Raw genomic sequence first — 18464 nt, forward strand, 5'->3', positions numbered from 1 at the left:
AAAATTGAGGTTCGCGATGTCTGACGACATGAAGAATATCAAGGGTTCGTCAGCTGGCGAACAGGGTGTACTCCGCTCCATGCAGGAGGTGGCGATGAACGATCAGGAAGCAAGCAGAATGCTGCGTACCTACAATATTGCCTGGTGGGGTAATAACTATTATGACGTCAACGAGCTGGGGCACATCAGCGTGTGCCCGGATCCGGACCAACCGGATGTGCGCGTTGACCTGGCGAAGCTGGTTAAAGAACGTGAGGCCGACGGTCAGCGTTTGCCTGCGCTGTTCTGCTTCCCGCAGATTTTGCAGCATCGCCTGCGCTCTATTAACGCTGCCTTTAAGCGAGCGCGTGAGTCCTACGGCTATAAAGGTGACTATTTCCTGGTTTATCCGATCAAGGTTAACCAGCATAAGCGCGTCATCGAATCGCTGGTGAACTCCGGTGAGCCGCTGGGACTGGAAGCCGGTTCGAAAGCCGAACTGATGGCGGTACTGGCACACGCCGGAAAAACCCGTTCGGTGATCGTCTGTAACGGCTACAAAGATCGCGAATATATTCGTCTGGCACTGATTGGTGAAAAACTGGGTCACAAGGTTTATCTGGTGATCGAGAAGATGACTGAAGTGCGCCTGGTGCTGGAAGAGGCTGAGCGCCTGAACGTTATCCCACGTTTAGGGATTCGCGCGCGTCTGGCTTCGCAAGGTTCCGGCAAATGGCAGTCGAGCGGTGGCGAGAAGTCCAAGTTTGGTCTGGCAGCGTCACAGGTATTACAGCTGGTAGACATCATGCGCAAGGCCGGTCGTCTGGATAGCCTGCAACTGCTGCATTTCCACCTTGGTTCGCAGATGTCCAACATTCGCGATATCGCCACTGGCGTGCGTGAATCGGCGCGTTTCTACGTTGAGCTGGCGAAGCTCGGCGTGAACATCAAATGTTTCGACGTTGGCGGCGGTTTGGGCGTCGATTACGAAGGCACGCGCTCGCAGTCTGATTGCTCGGTCAACTATGGCCTGAACGAATACGCCAATAACGTCATCTGGGCGATTGGCGATGCCTGTGAAGAAAACGGTCTTGAGCATCCAACGGTGATCACCGAATCGGGCCGTGCTGTGACTGCGCATCATACTGTGTTGGTTTCCAATATTATTGGTGTCGAGCGCAATGAGTTCAGCACGCCAGTGGCACCGGATGCCGACTCACCGCGCCCTATCCAGAGTTTGTGGGATACGTGGCAGGAGATGCACGAGCCGAACGTCCGCCGTTCGCTGCGTGAATGGCTGCATGACAGCCAGATGGACCTGTTCGATATCCACACCGGCTACTCCTCAGGTACTTACGACCTCGGTCAGCGTGCCTGGGCTGAACAGCTGTACTTAAGCATCTGCCATTATATTCAGCAGCATCTTGATCCGAGTAACCGTGCGCATCGCCCAATCATCGATGAACTGCAAGAGCGTATGGCGGATAAGATTTACGTCAACTTCTCACTGTTCCAGTCAATGCCGGATGCTTGGGGTATCGATCAGCTGTTCCCGGTTCTGCCGCTGGAAGGACTGAATAAGATTCCAGAGCGCCGTGCTGTGTTGCTCGACATCACCTGTGACTCCGATGGCACCATCGATCACTACGTTGATGGCGATGGCATTGCGACCACCATGCCGATGCCAGAATACGATATCGACAATCCACCGATGCTGGGCTTCTTTATGGTTGGAGCCTACCAGGAGATTCTCGGCAATATGCACAACCTATTTGGTGATACCGAAGCGGTTGATGTGTTTGCTTTCCAGGACGGCAGTGTAGAAGTGCAACTGTCGGATGAAGGCGATACGGTGGCCGATATGCTGCAGTATGTGCAGCTGAATCCTAACGATCTGATGACCCTGTTCCGAGACCAGGTCACCCAGCAAAAGGATATCGGTGATGACCTGCGCGCGCAGTTCCTCGAAGAGTTCGAAAGTGGCTTATACGGCTACACCTATCTCGAAGACGAATGATATGCGCGAGTGAAGTGGGCATGCATTTGCCCACCAGGTATTAATAAGATGAGGGCCATTAAAGGCCCTCTTTTTTTTGCTCATTCTTTTTAAAGAATATTTTTTAATTATTGTGATGACCCTCACACGGATAATTTAACAGCTCGCCTTCCAAAGTCGCCTCAAAAATACCGCTTCGCTATCTGCTTAATTTATTTGATAAAGCGAGTGAGCAGGCACGTTCCCGTCGAGAATACCCCTCTTACAACTACTGATTTATCAGCTATTAACCAAGCAAATTGTTATGTTTTCCTTTCGATATATAATAAAAATTTAAACATTAATGGTTGAATAGTTTTTATTGGCAACTAGTTTTTCTGGCACTTATTGGAACCATGCCTCCTGAAATCTATAAAGTGCATTTTGAGATAAAAATAAAAAACACATTATGTTGACTAATTTTTTAATCAATAAATTCATTGATGTAGATATTTTATAATCTGTCAAGGGTGAGATTAACTTAAATTTTTATAGGAATTATCTGATCTCTTTTTCGATTTAAAAGAAACTAAATCGTAAAAATTGATAGTTTTAAACGATTGAAGTGGCCTGCATGGTTTACTGAAATCTATTTTTCAAACTGTAAGTTGTACGTTAGGCTTCAGTCAACGTGTTAAGTTTTATCGATGTTTCCCTTACATCTAACTTGAGAAATCCTGACAATTCAGTGGTATCAGTCAGTGTCGGAGAAGGGATCGTGTAATGAGCAATCCACCTAATTACGTCTTTCTGTTGGAGCCTGTACACGCTATATCCGGCGAGTTGATTGCGTGGGAACTGTTAACACGTTTCCCAGATGATGCAGATACCAATAATAAACGTAACCCGAACAGGGATGCAGGGTTCTTCAGTCGGCTTCCTGCTGACGATAAATGGCAGTTATTCCTCCACCAGATCGGAAAACTTATTCAGCTATACCAAGAAGGGTTTCAGCAAGTCATTAGTGTCAATGTGGATAGAGATATCGTAGCCGGTATTTTTGAAGATCTTGAAATACAACAAAAACTGGCTCAACTCACGCTGCTGCGTTTAGAGATATCCGCATTCTTCACCGCGCGATTTAACAGCGCAGACCTGCTGATATTAAAAGGTGTTGCGAAAGTGACGCCCGCTCCTCTTTGGCTTGATGATTTTGGTCCGGGTTATTCCAACCTGACCATGCTTGATAGCGGAATATTTGAGATCGTCAAGATTGACAAAAGTTTTTTTTGGCAATTTGGCGACGGTCACATTTTTGACACGCTGCTCACTCACCTCAATCAATTATGCGAAGGCGTCATTGTTGAGGGAGTTGAAGACCAGTCGCAGATTGACCTGCTATCCCGTAAAGCAATTTATGGCATGCAGGGATATCACTGGAAAAGTGTCTACTTGACTGATTTGCTTAAAAAATCCTGAAAATGGCTCTGGTTCAGTCTATTACGTCGGGGAAGCCAAAATGTCTAAAAAAGGGTTTGTCGCATTCCATCTGATTTGTGCCCACCCATTGGAAAATAAAGGCGTTTCCCCCGTTCTACTGCTGAAAAATAAACCCAGTCCATTCTCCGGGTGGAGGCTTAACACGGCTCAGCGTGACTTCATCCAAAGTTTGTATGAGGTCGACCAAGAGAAAAGGTGAATAAACGCATGGGTTATTCACTATTGAAGCCGGTATCTACGGATATCGGGCGTTTTTATGGAATTTAAAAACTGCGCGGGATTTCAATAACATGAATAATATCTCTATCACTCCTAAAGGTGGGACGGTTGACTCAGTAGTCAATGGCAGCCAAGTCAATTTAACAGCACCCAGTGTTGTTAAACTTCACCTTAATCAATCAGATATTAAGTCTTTCACACGCAATGGTAATGATTTAGTCGTCACCACTAAGTCTGGTGAAGTCCTTGTTATTCATAATTTCTACACTGCAGCTGGCGATAGCGATCTGGTCCTTCAAGACGACAAAGGCGCGCTGTGGTGGGTTGAAGATCCCGGCACTGAAGGATTCCATTACGTCTCGATTGACACCACCGAAGGATTGTTAGCGGAGAACACGACCAACGATGGCACTATCGCGGCCTTCGGTATCGGTGGTGCGGCGCTGGCTGGCTTGGGTGCGATGTTCGCAGGTTCTTCCGGCGGTGGCGGCGGTAATGCACCGGTCAATGACGGCAGCACGGGCGGCGGAAACAACGGCGGTGGAAATAACGGCGGCGGCAACAACGGCGGCGGTAACAACGGTGGTGGCAACAATGGCGGTGGTGATACCACCGCACCTTCTGCCGCGACCAATCTGACCTTAACGGACAATGTCGGCACCATTCAGGGCGCCATCATCACTGGCACGGTCACAGACGACAACACCCCAACCTTAACCGGCACAGCTGAAGCCGGTGCCACGGTGAGCGTTTACGATGGCAGTACCTTGCTGGGTACCGTAGTCGTGGGCGCTGATGGTACCTGGAGCTTCACCTCTCCTGCACTGGCAGACGGTCAGCACAGCCTGACCACTACCGTCACCGATGCTGCGGGCAACACCAGTGCAGCCAGCGATCCAATCACCTTTACCGTTGACACCATCGCGCCTGCGGCGGCAGCGGGGTTGGTGGTCAGTGATGATGTGGGCGGCACTCAAGGTGCATTAGCCGCAGGGTCTACCACCGATGACAATACCCCGACGCTCAGCGGCACTGCTGAACCGGGAACATATATCAGTGTTTATGACGGCACAACGCTGTTGGGCACAGCTACGGTAGGTGCTGATGGTAGCTGGAGCTTCACCACCCCGGCCTTGAGTAATGGCGCACACAGCCTGACCGTTACCGTAACGGATGCCGCTGGTAATGTGAGCTCAGCCACCGATCCGTTCAACTTCAGCGTGACAGCAGATTTGCCTCCAGCGACCACCACGCTGGAAATTACCGATGATACCGGCAGCACGCTGGTGCAGTTAGGCAATGGAGCCTACACCCACGACAGCACGCCTGTTCTCAGTGGTCTGGCGACCGCAGGTGCAGTGATTACGCTGTATGACGGTGAAACCGTATTGGGTAGCGTAGTCGCTGGTGCTAATGGGCAGTGGGTGTTTACCCCTGGTGCACTGGCCGATGGATCACATGCTTTCCACGCCAGCATCACGGATGCCTCCGGCACAACCCAATCCGCTACCATCACCATCAACATCGACACCGTCGCACCTGATGCGGCGAGCGATCTGCAACTTAGCAACGATAATGGCAGCACCGTTGTGCCTATTGCCGGTGGGGGAGATACCAACGACAACACACCAACTCTGAGCGGCACCGCCGAGCCAGGCAGTGTGGTGACGATTCGTGATGGTGATACCGTCTTGGGCTCTGTCACCGTGGGCAGCAATGGAAGCTGGCAATTCACCAGCCCAGCGCTGAATGACGGTGCGCACAGCCTGACCACCACTGTGACCGATCCCGCTGGCAACGTTAGCGCACCTTCCAGTCCTATCGACTTTACGGTGGATACCGGCGTACCCGCAGCGGTAACTGATCTGACTGTGACGGATGATGTGAATGGCACCCAGACCCTGACTTCAGGTGCCGTGACGGATGACAACACCCCAACGCTGGCGGGCCAGGCCGAACCGGGTACGGTGGTCAGTGTTTACGATAACAGCACCTTGCTGGGCACGGTGACTGTGGGGGCAGACGGCAGCTGGAGTTTTACCACTGGCGCGCTCAGTAATGGCAACCACAGCCTGACTGTCACCGTCACCGATGGGGCTGGTAACGTCAGTGCTCCAACCCCAGCCTTCGATCTGACCGTTGATGCCGGCTTACCGCCTGCCACTAGTTCGCTGGAAGTGACCGACGACACTGGCAGTACTCTGGTTCAACTGGCAAACGGTGCCTACACCCATGATAACTCGCCAACGCTGAGTGGTTTGGCTGGACCGAATGACACCATCACCCTGTACAACGGTGACGTAGTGATTGGTGTTGTCACCGCTGATGCCTCTGGTCAGTGGGAGTTTGATACTTCCGACCTGCCGGATGGTACTTACGCCTTCCGTGCGGTCGCGACAGACGCAGATGGCAACGATACTGCTTCAGCGACGATTACCATCAATATTGATACCGCTGCACCTCCCGCAGCTGATGGCCTGCAACTGAGTAACGATCAGAGCGGTACGCCAGTGCCTGTGGCCGAAGGTGGTGCGACCAACGATAAAACACCGGTACTGAGCGGCACGGCTGAACCTGGCAGCGTTGTGACGATTCTGGATGGCACAACCGTACTGGGCACCGTTACCGTTGGCAGCGATGGGACCTGGAGCTTTACCACACCGGCATTAACTGATGGCGCACACAGCCTGACGGCCACGGTGACCGATGCTGCTGGTAACACCAGTGCAAGTTCCAATCCGTTCGACTTCACCGTTGATACTCAGCCGCCTGCCGCTGCGAGCGATGTGCAGCTGAACAACAACAACGGTAGCGTCTTGTCACCGATCACCGGTGAGACCAATGACAATACCCCAGTGCTGAGCGGTACCGCTGAACCCGGCAGCACCGTCACCATTTCTGATGGCACCAGCGTCTTGGGCACCGTGATTGTTGGCAGCAATGGCAGTTGGACCTTTACCACGCCGACGTTGGGCGAAGGCGCTCATAGCCTGACCACAACGGTCACCGATCCGGCTGGCAACAGCAGCGCCGCTTCCGCGCCGATTACCTTCACCGTTGACACCACCGCACCTGATGCCGCTAGCGGCTTGACGGTGACGGGCAATGCAGATGGAACGACGGAGACATTAACGTCGGGCGCAACCACCGATGACAGCACACCAACGCTGAGCGGCCAGGCTGAAATCGGCAGCATTGTGAAAGTCTACGATGGTAGCACCCTGTTGGGCAGTGCAAGTGTAGGCGCGGATGGTAGCTGGACCTTCACCACATCTGCACTGAGTAACGGTAACCACAGCCTGACAGTGACTGTTACCGACGCCGCTGGCAACGTCAGCCAGCCGACTGCCACCTTCGATTTGACCGTCGATGCTGCTTTGCCGCCGGCCACCAGTTCCCTGGAGGTAATCGACGATACGGGCAGTACTTTGGTACAACTGGCCGATGGCGCCAGCACGCACGACAATACGCCAACGCTGAGCGGTGTGGCGGGCGCTAACGACGCCATTACCTTGTATAACGGTGATGTCATCATCGGTAATACCACGGCAGATGCGAATGGCCAGTGGCACTTTGATACTTCCGACCTGCCAGATGGCACCTATGCTTTCAAAGCCACGGCGACCGATGGGGCAGGTGTTACCACCGATTCAGTCGTTATTAACATTACCATTGATACCAGCGCACCGGCCGCGGCAACTAACCTGCAACTGACCAATGACGACGGCAGTACGCCGGTTGCGGTTTCTGCGGGTGGTGCCACCAATGACACCACGCCAGTGCTGAGCGGTAGCGCAGAGCCGGGCAGCACCGTGACCATTTCGGATGGCACCACCGTGCTGGGTACGGCAACCGTAGGACAGGATGGCACCTGGAGCTTTACGACGCCAACCCTGACCGAAGGCAGCCACAGCCTGACCACGACGGTGACCGATCCGGCTGGTAACACCGGCCCAGCTTCCAGCCCCTTCAGCTTCACAGTTGATACTCAGCCTCCGGCTGCGGCAGGCGACCTGCAACTCAGCAACAACAGTGGGACTACTGTTGAGCCGATTACATCAGGTGGCACCACCAATGCGGCAACGCCAGTGCTGAGTGGTACCGCTGAACCTGGCAGCACAGTGACCATCTCTGATGGCACCAGCGTGCTGGGCAGTGTGACAGTAGGCACGAATGGCAGTTGGAGCTTTACCTCACCGACACTGCAAGACGGCTCTCACAGTCTGACAACTACGGTCACCGACCCTGCAGGCAATACTGGTCCGATTTCAACGCCGATCACCTTTACCGTTGATACGATCGCCCCGGCTGCGGTGAATGATTTGCAGGTGACGGATAATGTGGGTGATCAACAGGGTGCGTTAGCCTCCAACGACTTCACCGATGACAACACCCCAACACTGAGTGGCACAGCAGAGCCGGGTGCGCTGATCAATATCTACGATGGTTCCGTACTGCTGGGTAACGTGACGGTTAACCAAAATGGTAGCTGGACCTTCACTACGCCAGCGCTGAACAACGGCGAACATAACCTGACTGTCACCGTGACTGATGCGGCAGGCAACGTCAGTGGTGCTACCTCGGACTTCGTATTAAATGTTGATGCGGGTTTGCCTCCTGCGACCACCTCGTTGCAGATTACGGATGACACCGGTAACACCTTGGTTCTGTTGGCGAACGGTGCCAGCACGCACGACACCTCGCCGACGCTGAGCGGTCTCGCTCAGGCTGGCAATGTGATTGCGTTGTACGATGGCGATACCTTACTGGGTACGGTTGTCGCAGATGCCAATGGCCAGTGGACCTATCCAACCACAGGGGTGGCGGAGGGCACGCATACCTTCCACGCCGCGATTACCGATATCAACGGTAATACCACCAACTCGCCGTCGATCACTATTACCGTTGATGTCACCGCGCCAGCCGCGGCGACCAACGTGGTGCTCAGCAATGATGCGGGTAGTTCACCGGTTCCAATTGCAGCGAATGGCGTCACTAACGACAGCAGCCCGCTGTTGACCGGGGTAGGAGAACCCGGTGCCAAAGTCAGCGTCTATGACGGCACCACGCTGTTGGGTACTGCCATTGTTGGTAGCAATAGTAACTGGAGCTTTAGCACACCTGCATTGGGCGAAGGTAGCCATAGCCTCACCACCACGGTAACCGATGCAGCAGGCAACGTTAGCCAGCCTTCCGATGCGATTGTCTTTAGCGTGGATACGGTAGCACCTGCCGCTTCGAGCATTCTGGTCGGAGCCGACTCAGGCGCACTGACCTCCGGTGCGACTACCGATGACAACACCCTGGCTCTCAGTGGGCAGAGCGAAGCCAATGCGGTCATCCGCGTTTATGACGGCAGCGTATTGTTGGGTTCAGCGGTAGCCGATACCAACGGTGCATGGAACTTCAGCACGGCAGCCCTGACCAATGGCAATCATAGCCTGACGGTGACCGCCACTGATGCAGCGGGCAATCTCGGCCCTGCCACCTCCCCATTTGTGGTGAACGTCGCAGCAGGCTTGCCGCCAGCGACACTGACGCTGGAGGTGACTGATGACAGTGGCAGCACCCTGGTTGCACTGGCGAATGGCGACAGCACGCAAGACACCACGCCAGTATTAAGTGGCTTGGCGATCGCGAATGCCGTGGTGACGCTCTACGATGGCACGACCGTGCTGGGCACCGTTGTGGCGGATGCCAATGGACAGTGGAGCTTCACTCCAACCGCACTGCCGGATGGCGCACACGCGTTCCAGTCCAGCTTTAATGATGCGGGTAATAATCCGGTGCTCTCACCGGTCATCACCGTGACTATTGATACCGTTGCACCAGCACCGGCTTCAGGTATTGGTCTGACGAATGGTGACGGGGATCCTATCCCTTCAGGTGGCTCAACCAATGATACCAACCCAGTACTGAACGGCAGCGCAGAACCTGGCAGCACCGTCACCGTCTCGGATGGAACCACTGTGCTGGGGACCACAACAGCGGATCAGGATGGCAATTGGAACTTCACCACACCTCCGCTCACTGATGGCAACCACAACATCACCACCACCGTGACCGATCCGGCTGGCAACACCAGTACGCCATCCGATCCGATTGCAGTCATCGTGGATACTCAGCCACCTGCTGCACCGGGCAACGTCCAGCTCAGCAACAATGAGAGCGGCACACCGGTTCCAATTACCAATGGCGCGACCAATGACACCACGCCAGTGCTGACAGGTACCGCTGAGCCAGGCAGTACCGTAACGATTTCTGACAACGGAACAGAGCTGGGCACGGCTACGGTAGGTACAGACGGAACGTGGAGTTACTCTCCAACTCTGGATCAAGGTGACCATAGCCTGACCGCGACGGTGACCGATCCAGCGGGTAACGTCAGTAATCCTTCTGCACCTATTGCGGTGAATGTGGATACCACACCACCGGCCGCGTCGGGTCCTGTGGTGATAAGCAACGATCAGAGTGGTACGGCGGTTCCGATTACCAACGGCACCACCAACGACACAACACCTGTGCTGAGCGGTTCAGCTGAACCGGGCAGTACCGTAACGGTTTCGGATGGCACAACTGTGTTGGGCTCAGTGAGCGTCGGTTCTGATGGCAGCTGGAGCTATACCACCCCGGCTCTGAGCGAGGGCGACCACACGCTGAGCACCACCGTCACCGATGCTGCAGGTAACAGCAGCACCACGTCGACGTCAGTCACCATCACTATTGATGTGACACCACCTGCTGCTGCCACAGACATAACAGTCAGCAACGGCACCGGTACAGAGATTAGCTCTGGTGGTGCCACCAATGACACCACGCCAGAGATCAGTGGTAGTGCAACTGCGGGTAGCACGGTCATTATCTACAATGGCACCGAGCAGTTGGGTTCTGCCTCAGTGGGTAACGATGGTACCTGGACCTTTACGCCAATCGCTGGACTGGGCGAAGGCCAGCACAGCATCACAGCAACCGTAGTCGATCCTGCTGGCAACAGCAGTGCACCTTCAACTCCGGTTATCGTCAACATTGATCTCACTCCTCCAATCGCCGCGAGCGAACTGGTGCTGAGCAATGACAGCAGCGGAACAGCGGTGCCGATCACCAACGGCGCAACCAATGACACTACGCCGGTGTTGAGTGGTATCGCTGAGCCGGGCAGTACGGTTAACGTCACCGATACCGTTGATGGGGTCGCGACGATTATTGGTACAGCAACCGTGGGCACTGATGGTAGCTGGACCTTTACGCCAACGGCACCGTTGTCAGCAGGTGACCATAGCCTGACCACCACCGTAACGGATCCAGCCGGCAACACCGGTCCAGCCAGTGGCGCAGTTGATTTCAACATTGACCTCACCCCACCGAATGCGGCGGGCGAGGTTGTGTTGAACAACAATAACGGCACAGATCTGGTGGAGATTGTTAACGGCGGAGCAACCAACGACACCACGCCGGTATTGAGCGGTACTGCACCAGAGGGCAGTGTTATCACCGTTTATGACGGCACTAACGCGCTGGGTACGGTTGTGGTGGACGCTACTGGAACGTGGAGCTACACCACTGCCGCTCTGAGCCAGGGTGACCACAGTCTGACCACAACGGTCACCGATCCGGCTGGCAACGTCAGCGATCCGTCTCCAGCCATCGGCTTCACGGTGGATACTGTGCCGCCTGCGGCCGCGACTGAACTGCAACTGGCTAATGGCGATGACACGCCAATTGCGACGGGCGGTGTGACCAATGACACCACGCCGGTGTTAACGGGTTCTGCAGAAGTGGGCAGTACCGTGACCATCACGGATACGGTTGATGGTGTAGTGACCAATCTGGGCACAGCAATTGTTAATGATGAGGGTAACTGGACGTTTACACCGACGGATCCACTCGCAGCAGGGGCACACACCTTGGCTGTGACCGTGACGGATCCTGCGGGCAATATCAGTTCGGCCTCTAGCCCAATCAACTTCACCGTTGATTTGACCGCGCCAGATCCAGCAACCGCATTGCAACTCTTCAATAATGAAGGCAGCACATCCGTTGAGATCACCAATGGCACGACGAATGACACGACTCCTGCGCTAAGTGGCACAGCAAGTGCAGCAGAAGCGGGAGGCGTTGTCAGCGTTTATGAAAACATCAGCGGCACGCCTGTGTTACTGGGAACCGCGGTGGTGGGAGCTGATGGTAGCTGGAGCTTTACGACACCAACGCTTGTTGCCGGCGATCATAGTCTGACCACCACCATCACCGATGTGGCCGGTAATGTCAGCGTACCGAGCGATTCTGTCGACTTTAGTGTTGACCTGACGCCGCCAGAGGCTGTGAATGATGCGATCCTGGTGGGTGCGGATAACAATGAAATTACCGGTGGCTCAACCAATGACACCACCCCAGTGCTGAGTGGCACCGCTGAGCTAAACAGTGTTGTCACCATCCGTGATGGCGACACCGTCTTGGGTAGCGTCGCCGTCGACCCGGATGGTGGCTGGAGCTACACCCTGCCAACCTTGAGTGAAAGTAGCCACAGCCTGACGGCAACGGTAACAGACGCAGCAGGTAATAGCGGGGAGCCGTCTACGCCAATCGTCTTCACCGTGGATATCACCGCACCAGAGGCGGCGTCAGCGGTGATTATCAGTAATGACAGCTCAGGCACGCCAGTCACTATCACTAACGGTATCACCAACGATAATACGCCGGTGCTTTCGGGCACGGCAGAGGTGGGCAGTACTGTCACCATTTCTGATGCTAATGGTGTGTTGGGTACCGCTGAAGTGGGTGACAACGGCACCTGGAGCTTCACCCTACCGCAACAGGTAGATGGCACTTACAGTCTGACCACCACCGTGACGGATGCGGCAGGCAATATCGGTCCTGCATCTTCACCGGTTACGATTACCGTACTGGCAACACCGCCAGCAGATGCTACTGCTCTTCAGCTCACGAATAATAACGGTGCTTCGCCAATTATTATCGCGGATGACGGGCGTACTAACGACACCACACCGGTGCTGTCGGGTACGGCAACGGGCGGTAGTTACGTCACCATCTTCGAGGGAGGCGTGCCGATTGGCACGGCGATTGTCGGCTCAAATGGTAGTTGGAGCTTTAACGTTCCTACGTTAAGCGAAGCCACGCATACGCTGACCACCACCGTGACCGATGCTGCAGGTAACGTGAGTAGTGGCAATGAGGGCAGCTTCACGGTCACTATCGATGTGACGCCACCGGATGCATTGACGGGGCTGGTCGTTGAAACAGATGCGGGCGTTCCTATCGACGGTGCGACCAACGATACGGCGCCAGTGCTGAGCGGTACTGCTGAAGCCGGCAGCCTGGTGACAATTTACGATGGTAACAATCCGATCGCTTCGGTGGTCGCCGCTGATCCTGGCGGTGCCTGGAGCTATGACTTTGCCGCTATGCCACTGACCGAAGGCGGCCACACGCTGAGCGCGACGGCCACCGATGCGGCGGGTAACGTGAGCACGGCGGGCACTCCAGTCACAGTGACCATCGATCTAACACCGCCAGCAGTTTCTAGCCTGGTGGTGACCGACGACAATGGCACGACGCCAGTGACTGTTGGCAATAACGGCTATACCAATGACACCTCGCCGGTGCTCAGTGGTACGGCTGAGCCGGGTAGTTCTGTGGCGATTTATGATGGCCAGACGTTGCTGACCACGGTGCAAACCGATCCAGACACGGGCGCCTGGACTTATACCGCTGATTTCGCGTCAGGTACTACTCATGCCTTGAGCGTGGTGGTCACCGATGCGGCAGGCAACGTTGGCTTGGCTTCGGACGTGGTGAATATCACTGTCTCGACTGAGGCTCCAGATGCAGTAGTCGATCTTACCGTCAGTAATAACAATGGCAGCACATTGGTTGCGATTCCGGAAAACGGTTCGACTAATGACACCACGCCAGAGCTGAACGGTACCTCAAATGTGATTGGTGGCATCATCACCATTACTGCGGTCTCCGCGGGCGTGACGGAAGTGCTCGGCACGGCCACCGTGGGTGCGGATGGTAAGTGGACCTTCACCACGGATATCTTGCCTGAAGGTGCATATAGCATCAGTGTGACGGTAACCGATGCGGCGGGTAACGAGAGTGTTCCGTCTAATGTGGTGGACTTTACCGTTGATACCACCGCACCTGCTTCAGCAAGCGATCTGCAGTTCAGCAATGACAACAACGGCGCGCCAGAGTTGATTGTGCCAAACACGCCGACCAACGACACCACGCCGTTGTTAACCGGTAATGCCGTGGGCGCACCGGATGGCTCGGTTGTCACCATCACGGAAGGCGGTACGGTGTTGGGCACTGCGACTGTCACCGACGGTGCCTGGAGCTTTAGCACGCCAATGTTGGGTGATGGTACACACACGCTGGGCGTGTCGGTGACCGATCCGGCGGGTAACGTTAGTACGGATAACCCAACTATCTCCGTCACGATTGATACACAAGCCCCTGCTGCTGCAACCGATGTCACGCTGAGTAACGATGTGGATTCAACCAATGTGGTGGTGATCCCGAACGGCGGTCTGACCAACGACAGCACGCCATTGTTGAAGGGTGAGACGGAAGCAGGCAACACCGTTAGTGTTTCCATCAATGGTGGCCCAGAGCAAGCGGCTACTGTTAATCCAGATGGCACTTGGTCCTTCACCCCAGCGCAGTTGGATGACGGCACCTATACCTTCAGTGTCGTGGTGACCAGTCCTGCGGGTAACGTCAGTGCGCCTGTTACCACCGTGGCGGTCATTGATGCGACGCCACCTGCAGTCGCCACCGATGTGACGCTCACCAATGACAACGGAACGGTTCCGGTCACAACCGCGGACAACACGTTTACCAGTGACAGCACGCCAGTGATCTCTGGCAGCGCAACGGCGGGAACCATCGTTAACATTTACAACAATGGCAGCCTGCTTGGTAGCGCCACGGTCGGTAATGATGGCAAGTGGAGCTTCATCCCTACCACGGCACTGCCGGATGACACCTACAGCATCACAGCACGCGTTGTTGATGCGGCAGGCAACCTCAGTGATGCAACCGCGCCTATCGACTTCACTGTGGATACCGCAGCGCCAGCAGTGGGAACAGTGACGATCACTGACAATGATGTCACGCCGAATACCACAGTGGCGAACGGTGGCTACACCAACGATACCACCCCATTGCTGACAGGCAGTGGCAGTGAAGTCGGTGATATTGTCAGAGTCTATGACACTAACCAGCAATTGCTTGGTACGGCTGTCGTACAGGCAGGAGGTGGCTGGAGCTTCCAACTGCCAACACTTTCAGCAACGCAGCATACGCTGACGGTGACAGTCACTGATGAGATTGGTAACAGCAGCAGCACGACTGTGGTGGTCAACATCGATACCACAGCTCCTGAACCGGTTGCTGCGGTAACGATTGAGAGCGACGTTGTTCCAGCTACGCCTGTCACGGTAGCCAACGGTGGCTCAACCAACGACACCACGCCAATCATCAGTGGTACGGCGGAGCCGGGCAGTACCATCACGCTCACCAATACGGTTACGGGGCTGGTATTTGGTACCGCTCAGGCCGACCCAGTGACGGGTGAATGGACTTTCACACCAACGACTCCGCTGGCAGATGGCACCACCTATTCGCTGAGCATCACGGCAACGGATGCGGCGGGCAACGTCAGTGTGGGATCCAATGTCAGCTTCACCATTGATACTGACGCGCCAACGTTGGGGGCCTATACCGTCAGTAACAACAACGGTGCAACGCCTGTTGCGATTGCCAGTGGTGGCTTGACCAACGACGACACGCCGGTTTTACGTGGCACGGGAGCCAGCGCTGGCTCGATCATTACGATTTCGGATACCACCGAGAACGGTACGACCGTGTTGGGCACAGCGATAGTGGCGGACAACGGCCAGTGGCGTTTTGAGACTGGAACGCTGCCTCAGGGAGCGAATACCTTTACGGTCACCGCCACCGATGCGGCGGGTAACGTGACGACCAGCCCAATTCAGACTGTTATTAATATCGATAGCATTAAACCTGATGCGCCAGCTGGCGTGACTGCGACCACCGTGGACGATGGCAATATCGCCACTGGCGGGACAACAACGGATAACGTCATCACCTTTGGCGGGACAACAGAAGCAGGCAGCGTTGTCACCATCTACGATGGTACGACGTTGCTGGGTACCGCCACCGTGACGGGTACAACCTGGACGTTTACCACGCCAACCTTAACCAACGGAGATCACAGCTTCACCGCAACGGCAACCGATGCGGCGGGTAACGTTAGTGACGTAGCACCAAGCGATCCGTTTACTCAGACCGTCAATGCGGGCGTGCCTGATACGACTAGCACGCTGCTTATCACGGATGACTCTGGTTCAACGCCGGTTGAGCTGACAGAAGGAGCAAATACCAAAGATACGACGCCGGTATTAAGTGGTGTAACAGGAGTTGGGTTAGTCGTTACGATTCTGGATAATGGCTCTATCATTGGTGTCGTCATCGCTGACCCTCTCACCGGACAGTGGAACTATACGACGCCGACGTTGGACCAGGGCGAACATGCCATTTCTATTACAGAAGGCGGTATCGTTACTGCTGGCCCTATCACTATCAACGTGGACAGCATTGCGCCTCCGGTGGTGACCGACCTGGTGGTGAACAACAACAGCAGCGGCACTAACGTGCCAGTGACTTCAGGTTCTACCAACGACAACACGCCTGCGTTGACCGGTACCGCTGAGTCAGGTGCGGTGATTACCATTTATGATGGCAACACCGTGCTGGGTACAACCGTGGCAACCGGTGGGGTATGGAGCTTCACCACATCAACCCTGACGAGCGGTGCTCATTCGTTCAGCGTAACGGCAACCGATGCCACCGGTAACGTGAGTGAAAAATCCACAGCGGTGCCGATCACCATTGATACCATTGCGCCAGCGGCAGCAACGCTGGTGGTAAACAATGATATTACCAACACGGTGGTGGCAAATGGTGGCGTGACCCGAGATGCAACACCAACCTTGACCGGTACGGCAGAGGTGGGTGCGCTGGTGACTATCTACCAGAACACCGTGGCAGTCGGTTCAGTTGTTGCGACCGACGGTACCTGGAGCTACAACATTGGCACTGCACTGACTGACGGCGCTTACGGCTTTAGCGTCAGAGCTACCGATGCAGCAGGTAACATCAGCGTGGCTTCCAGCACCGTCACCGTCACTGTTGATACCACAGCACCAACCGGCCTGACCGCGGCGGCCAGCAACAATAACGGCACCACGCCAGTGGCGATAACCAACGGCGGTACCACTAACGACAACACCCCAGCCCTGAGCGGTACGGCAGAGCCGGGCAGTGTTGTGACCATCAGTGAAGGTGCAACCGTACTTGGTTCAGTGACAACTGCAGCGAATGGCAGCTGGAGCTTCGTCGCCGGTATCTTGCCTGACGGCCTGCATACCCTGAGCATCACCGCGACTGATGCGGCGGGTAACACCGGTACGGCAGCCACCGTAGCCTTTACCGTCAACACGGCGGCGCCTACCACGCCAACGCTGGTAGTGACCAACGATGTTACGGCGGTCACTGTGCCAAACAATGGTGCCACCAATGACAGCACGCCAACCCTGTCGGGTACGGCGGCAGCTGGCAACGTAATTACCATTTACGATGGCACCACGGTGCTGGGTAGCACCACGGCAGTGGCGGGGAACACTTGGAGCTTTATCTCTCCGACGTTGGCTAACGGCAGCCATACGTTCACCATCAAAGCTACCGATACACTTGGCAATGCCACGGCGCAGGTGGGTAACACCACCGTCACCATCGACACGGTGGCACCGGTTAACTCATCGCTGGTGATTGCCAACGACAACGGCACTACGCCTGTAACGGTGGCGAACGGCGGTTCCACCAACGACACCACGCCACGTTTGAGCGGTGTGGTGAGTACGGCGGAAGCGGGCGATATTGTCCGAGTGTACGACAACATCAGTGGCAGTGCGGTGTTGGTTGGATCGGCGGTGGTTCTGGCGGATGGTAGCTGGAGCACCAACAGTTCCGTACTGGCAGCAGGAACGCATCCGCTAAGTGTCACAGTGACCGATGCAGCCGGTAACGTCAGCGGCTCCACTACCGCCAGTGTGATTATCGATACCACGCCACCAGCCGTTCAGCTGACGAACACCGTCAACAATAACGGTACGACAGCGGTGGCTATCACCAACAACGGCAGCACCAACGACAGCACGCCAGGACTGAGCGGTACGGCAGAAGCGGGCAGTGTGGTGGTGGTGCGTGACGGGCAAACGGTGGTTGGCTCGGTTGTAGCGGCAGCCAACGGTACCTGGAGTATCACCACCAGCACGCTGGGCGAGGGCTCGCATACCTTGAGCGTGACGGCGACTGATGCCGCAGGCAACGTGGGTACGGCCACCAACACCATTACCTTCACGGTCTCAACCGCGGCAGTGGCTGCGCCAACGCTGGTGGTCAACAACGACGCCAACAATACGCTGACGCCAGTCGCTAACAATGGTGCCACTAACGACAATACCCCAACCCTGACAGGGACAGCAGCGGCGGGCAACGTCATTACCATCTATGACGGCACCACGGTGCTGGGTACCACCACGGCAGTGGCGGGGAACACCTGGACCTTTACTTCACCGACCCTGAGCAACGGTAGCCATGCCCTGAGCGTGACGGCCACCAATCCGGCGGGAACAGTGAGTACTGCGGTCGCTTCAAACGTGGTGATTGATACCGTGGCCCC

At 55.5% G+C, this 18464-nt stretch carries 3 protein-coding genes; all 3 read left to right on the plus strand.

What is annotated here, in order from left to right:
• Positions 1-16 precede the first annotated feature (16 nt).
• Positions 17-1996 carry a biosynthetic arginine decarboxylase gene (speA, locus tag HA51_RS21375; RefSeq protein ID WP_084936575.1) on the plus strand — a complete coding sequence of 660 codons (1980 nt, stop codon included), beginning with the start codon at positions 17-19 and terminating at the stop codon, positions 1994-1996.
• Positions 1997-2737: 741 nt separating this feature from the next.
• Positions 2738-3433 carry an EAL domain-containing protein gene (locus HA51_RS21380; protein WP_084936576.1) on the plus strand — a complete coding sequence of 232 codons (696 nt, stop codon included), beginning with the start codon at positions 2738-2740 and terminating at the stop codon, positions 3431-3433.
• Between the two features lie 311 nt (positions 3434-3744).
• Positions 3745-18464: Ig-like domain-containing protein (locus tag HA51_RS21390; protein ID WP_139810713.1), on the plus strand; the 14720-nt coding region annotated here is incomplete at its 3' end.

Origin of the sequence: Pantoea rwandensis, from assembly GCF_002095475.1 — a bacterium.
GTDB classification, from domain to species: Bacteria; Pseudomonadota; Gammaproteobacteria; order Enterobacterales; family Enterobacteriaceae; genus Pantoea; species Pantoea rwandensis.

Bases quoted from the DNA above. Each gene is read 5' to 3' on its own strand.
- HA51_RS21380 (WP_084936576.1), top strand. From the start codon at position 2,738: ATGAGCAATCCACCTAATTACGTCTTTCTGTTGGAGCCTGTACACGCT.
- speA (WP_084936575.1), top strand. From the start codon at position 17: ATGTCTGACGACATGAAGAATATCAAGGGTTCGTCAGCTGGCGAACAG.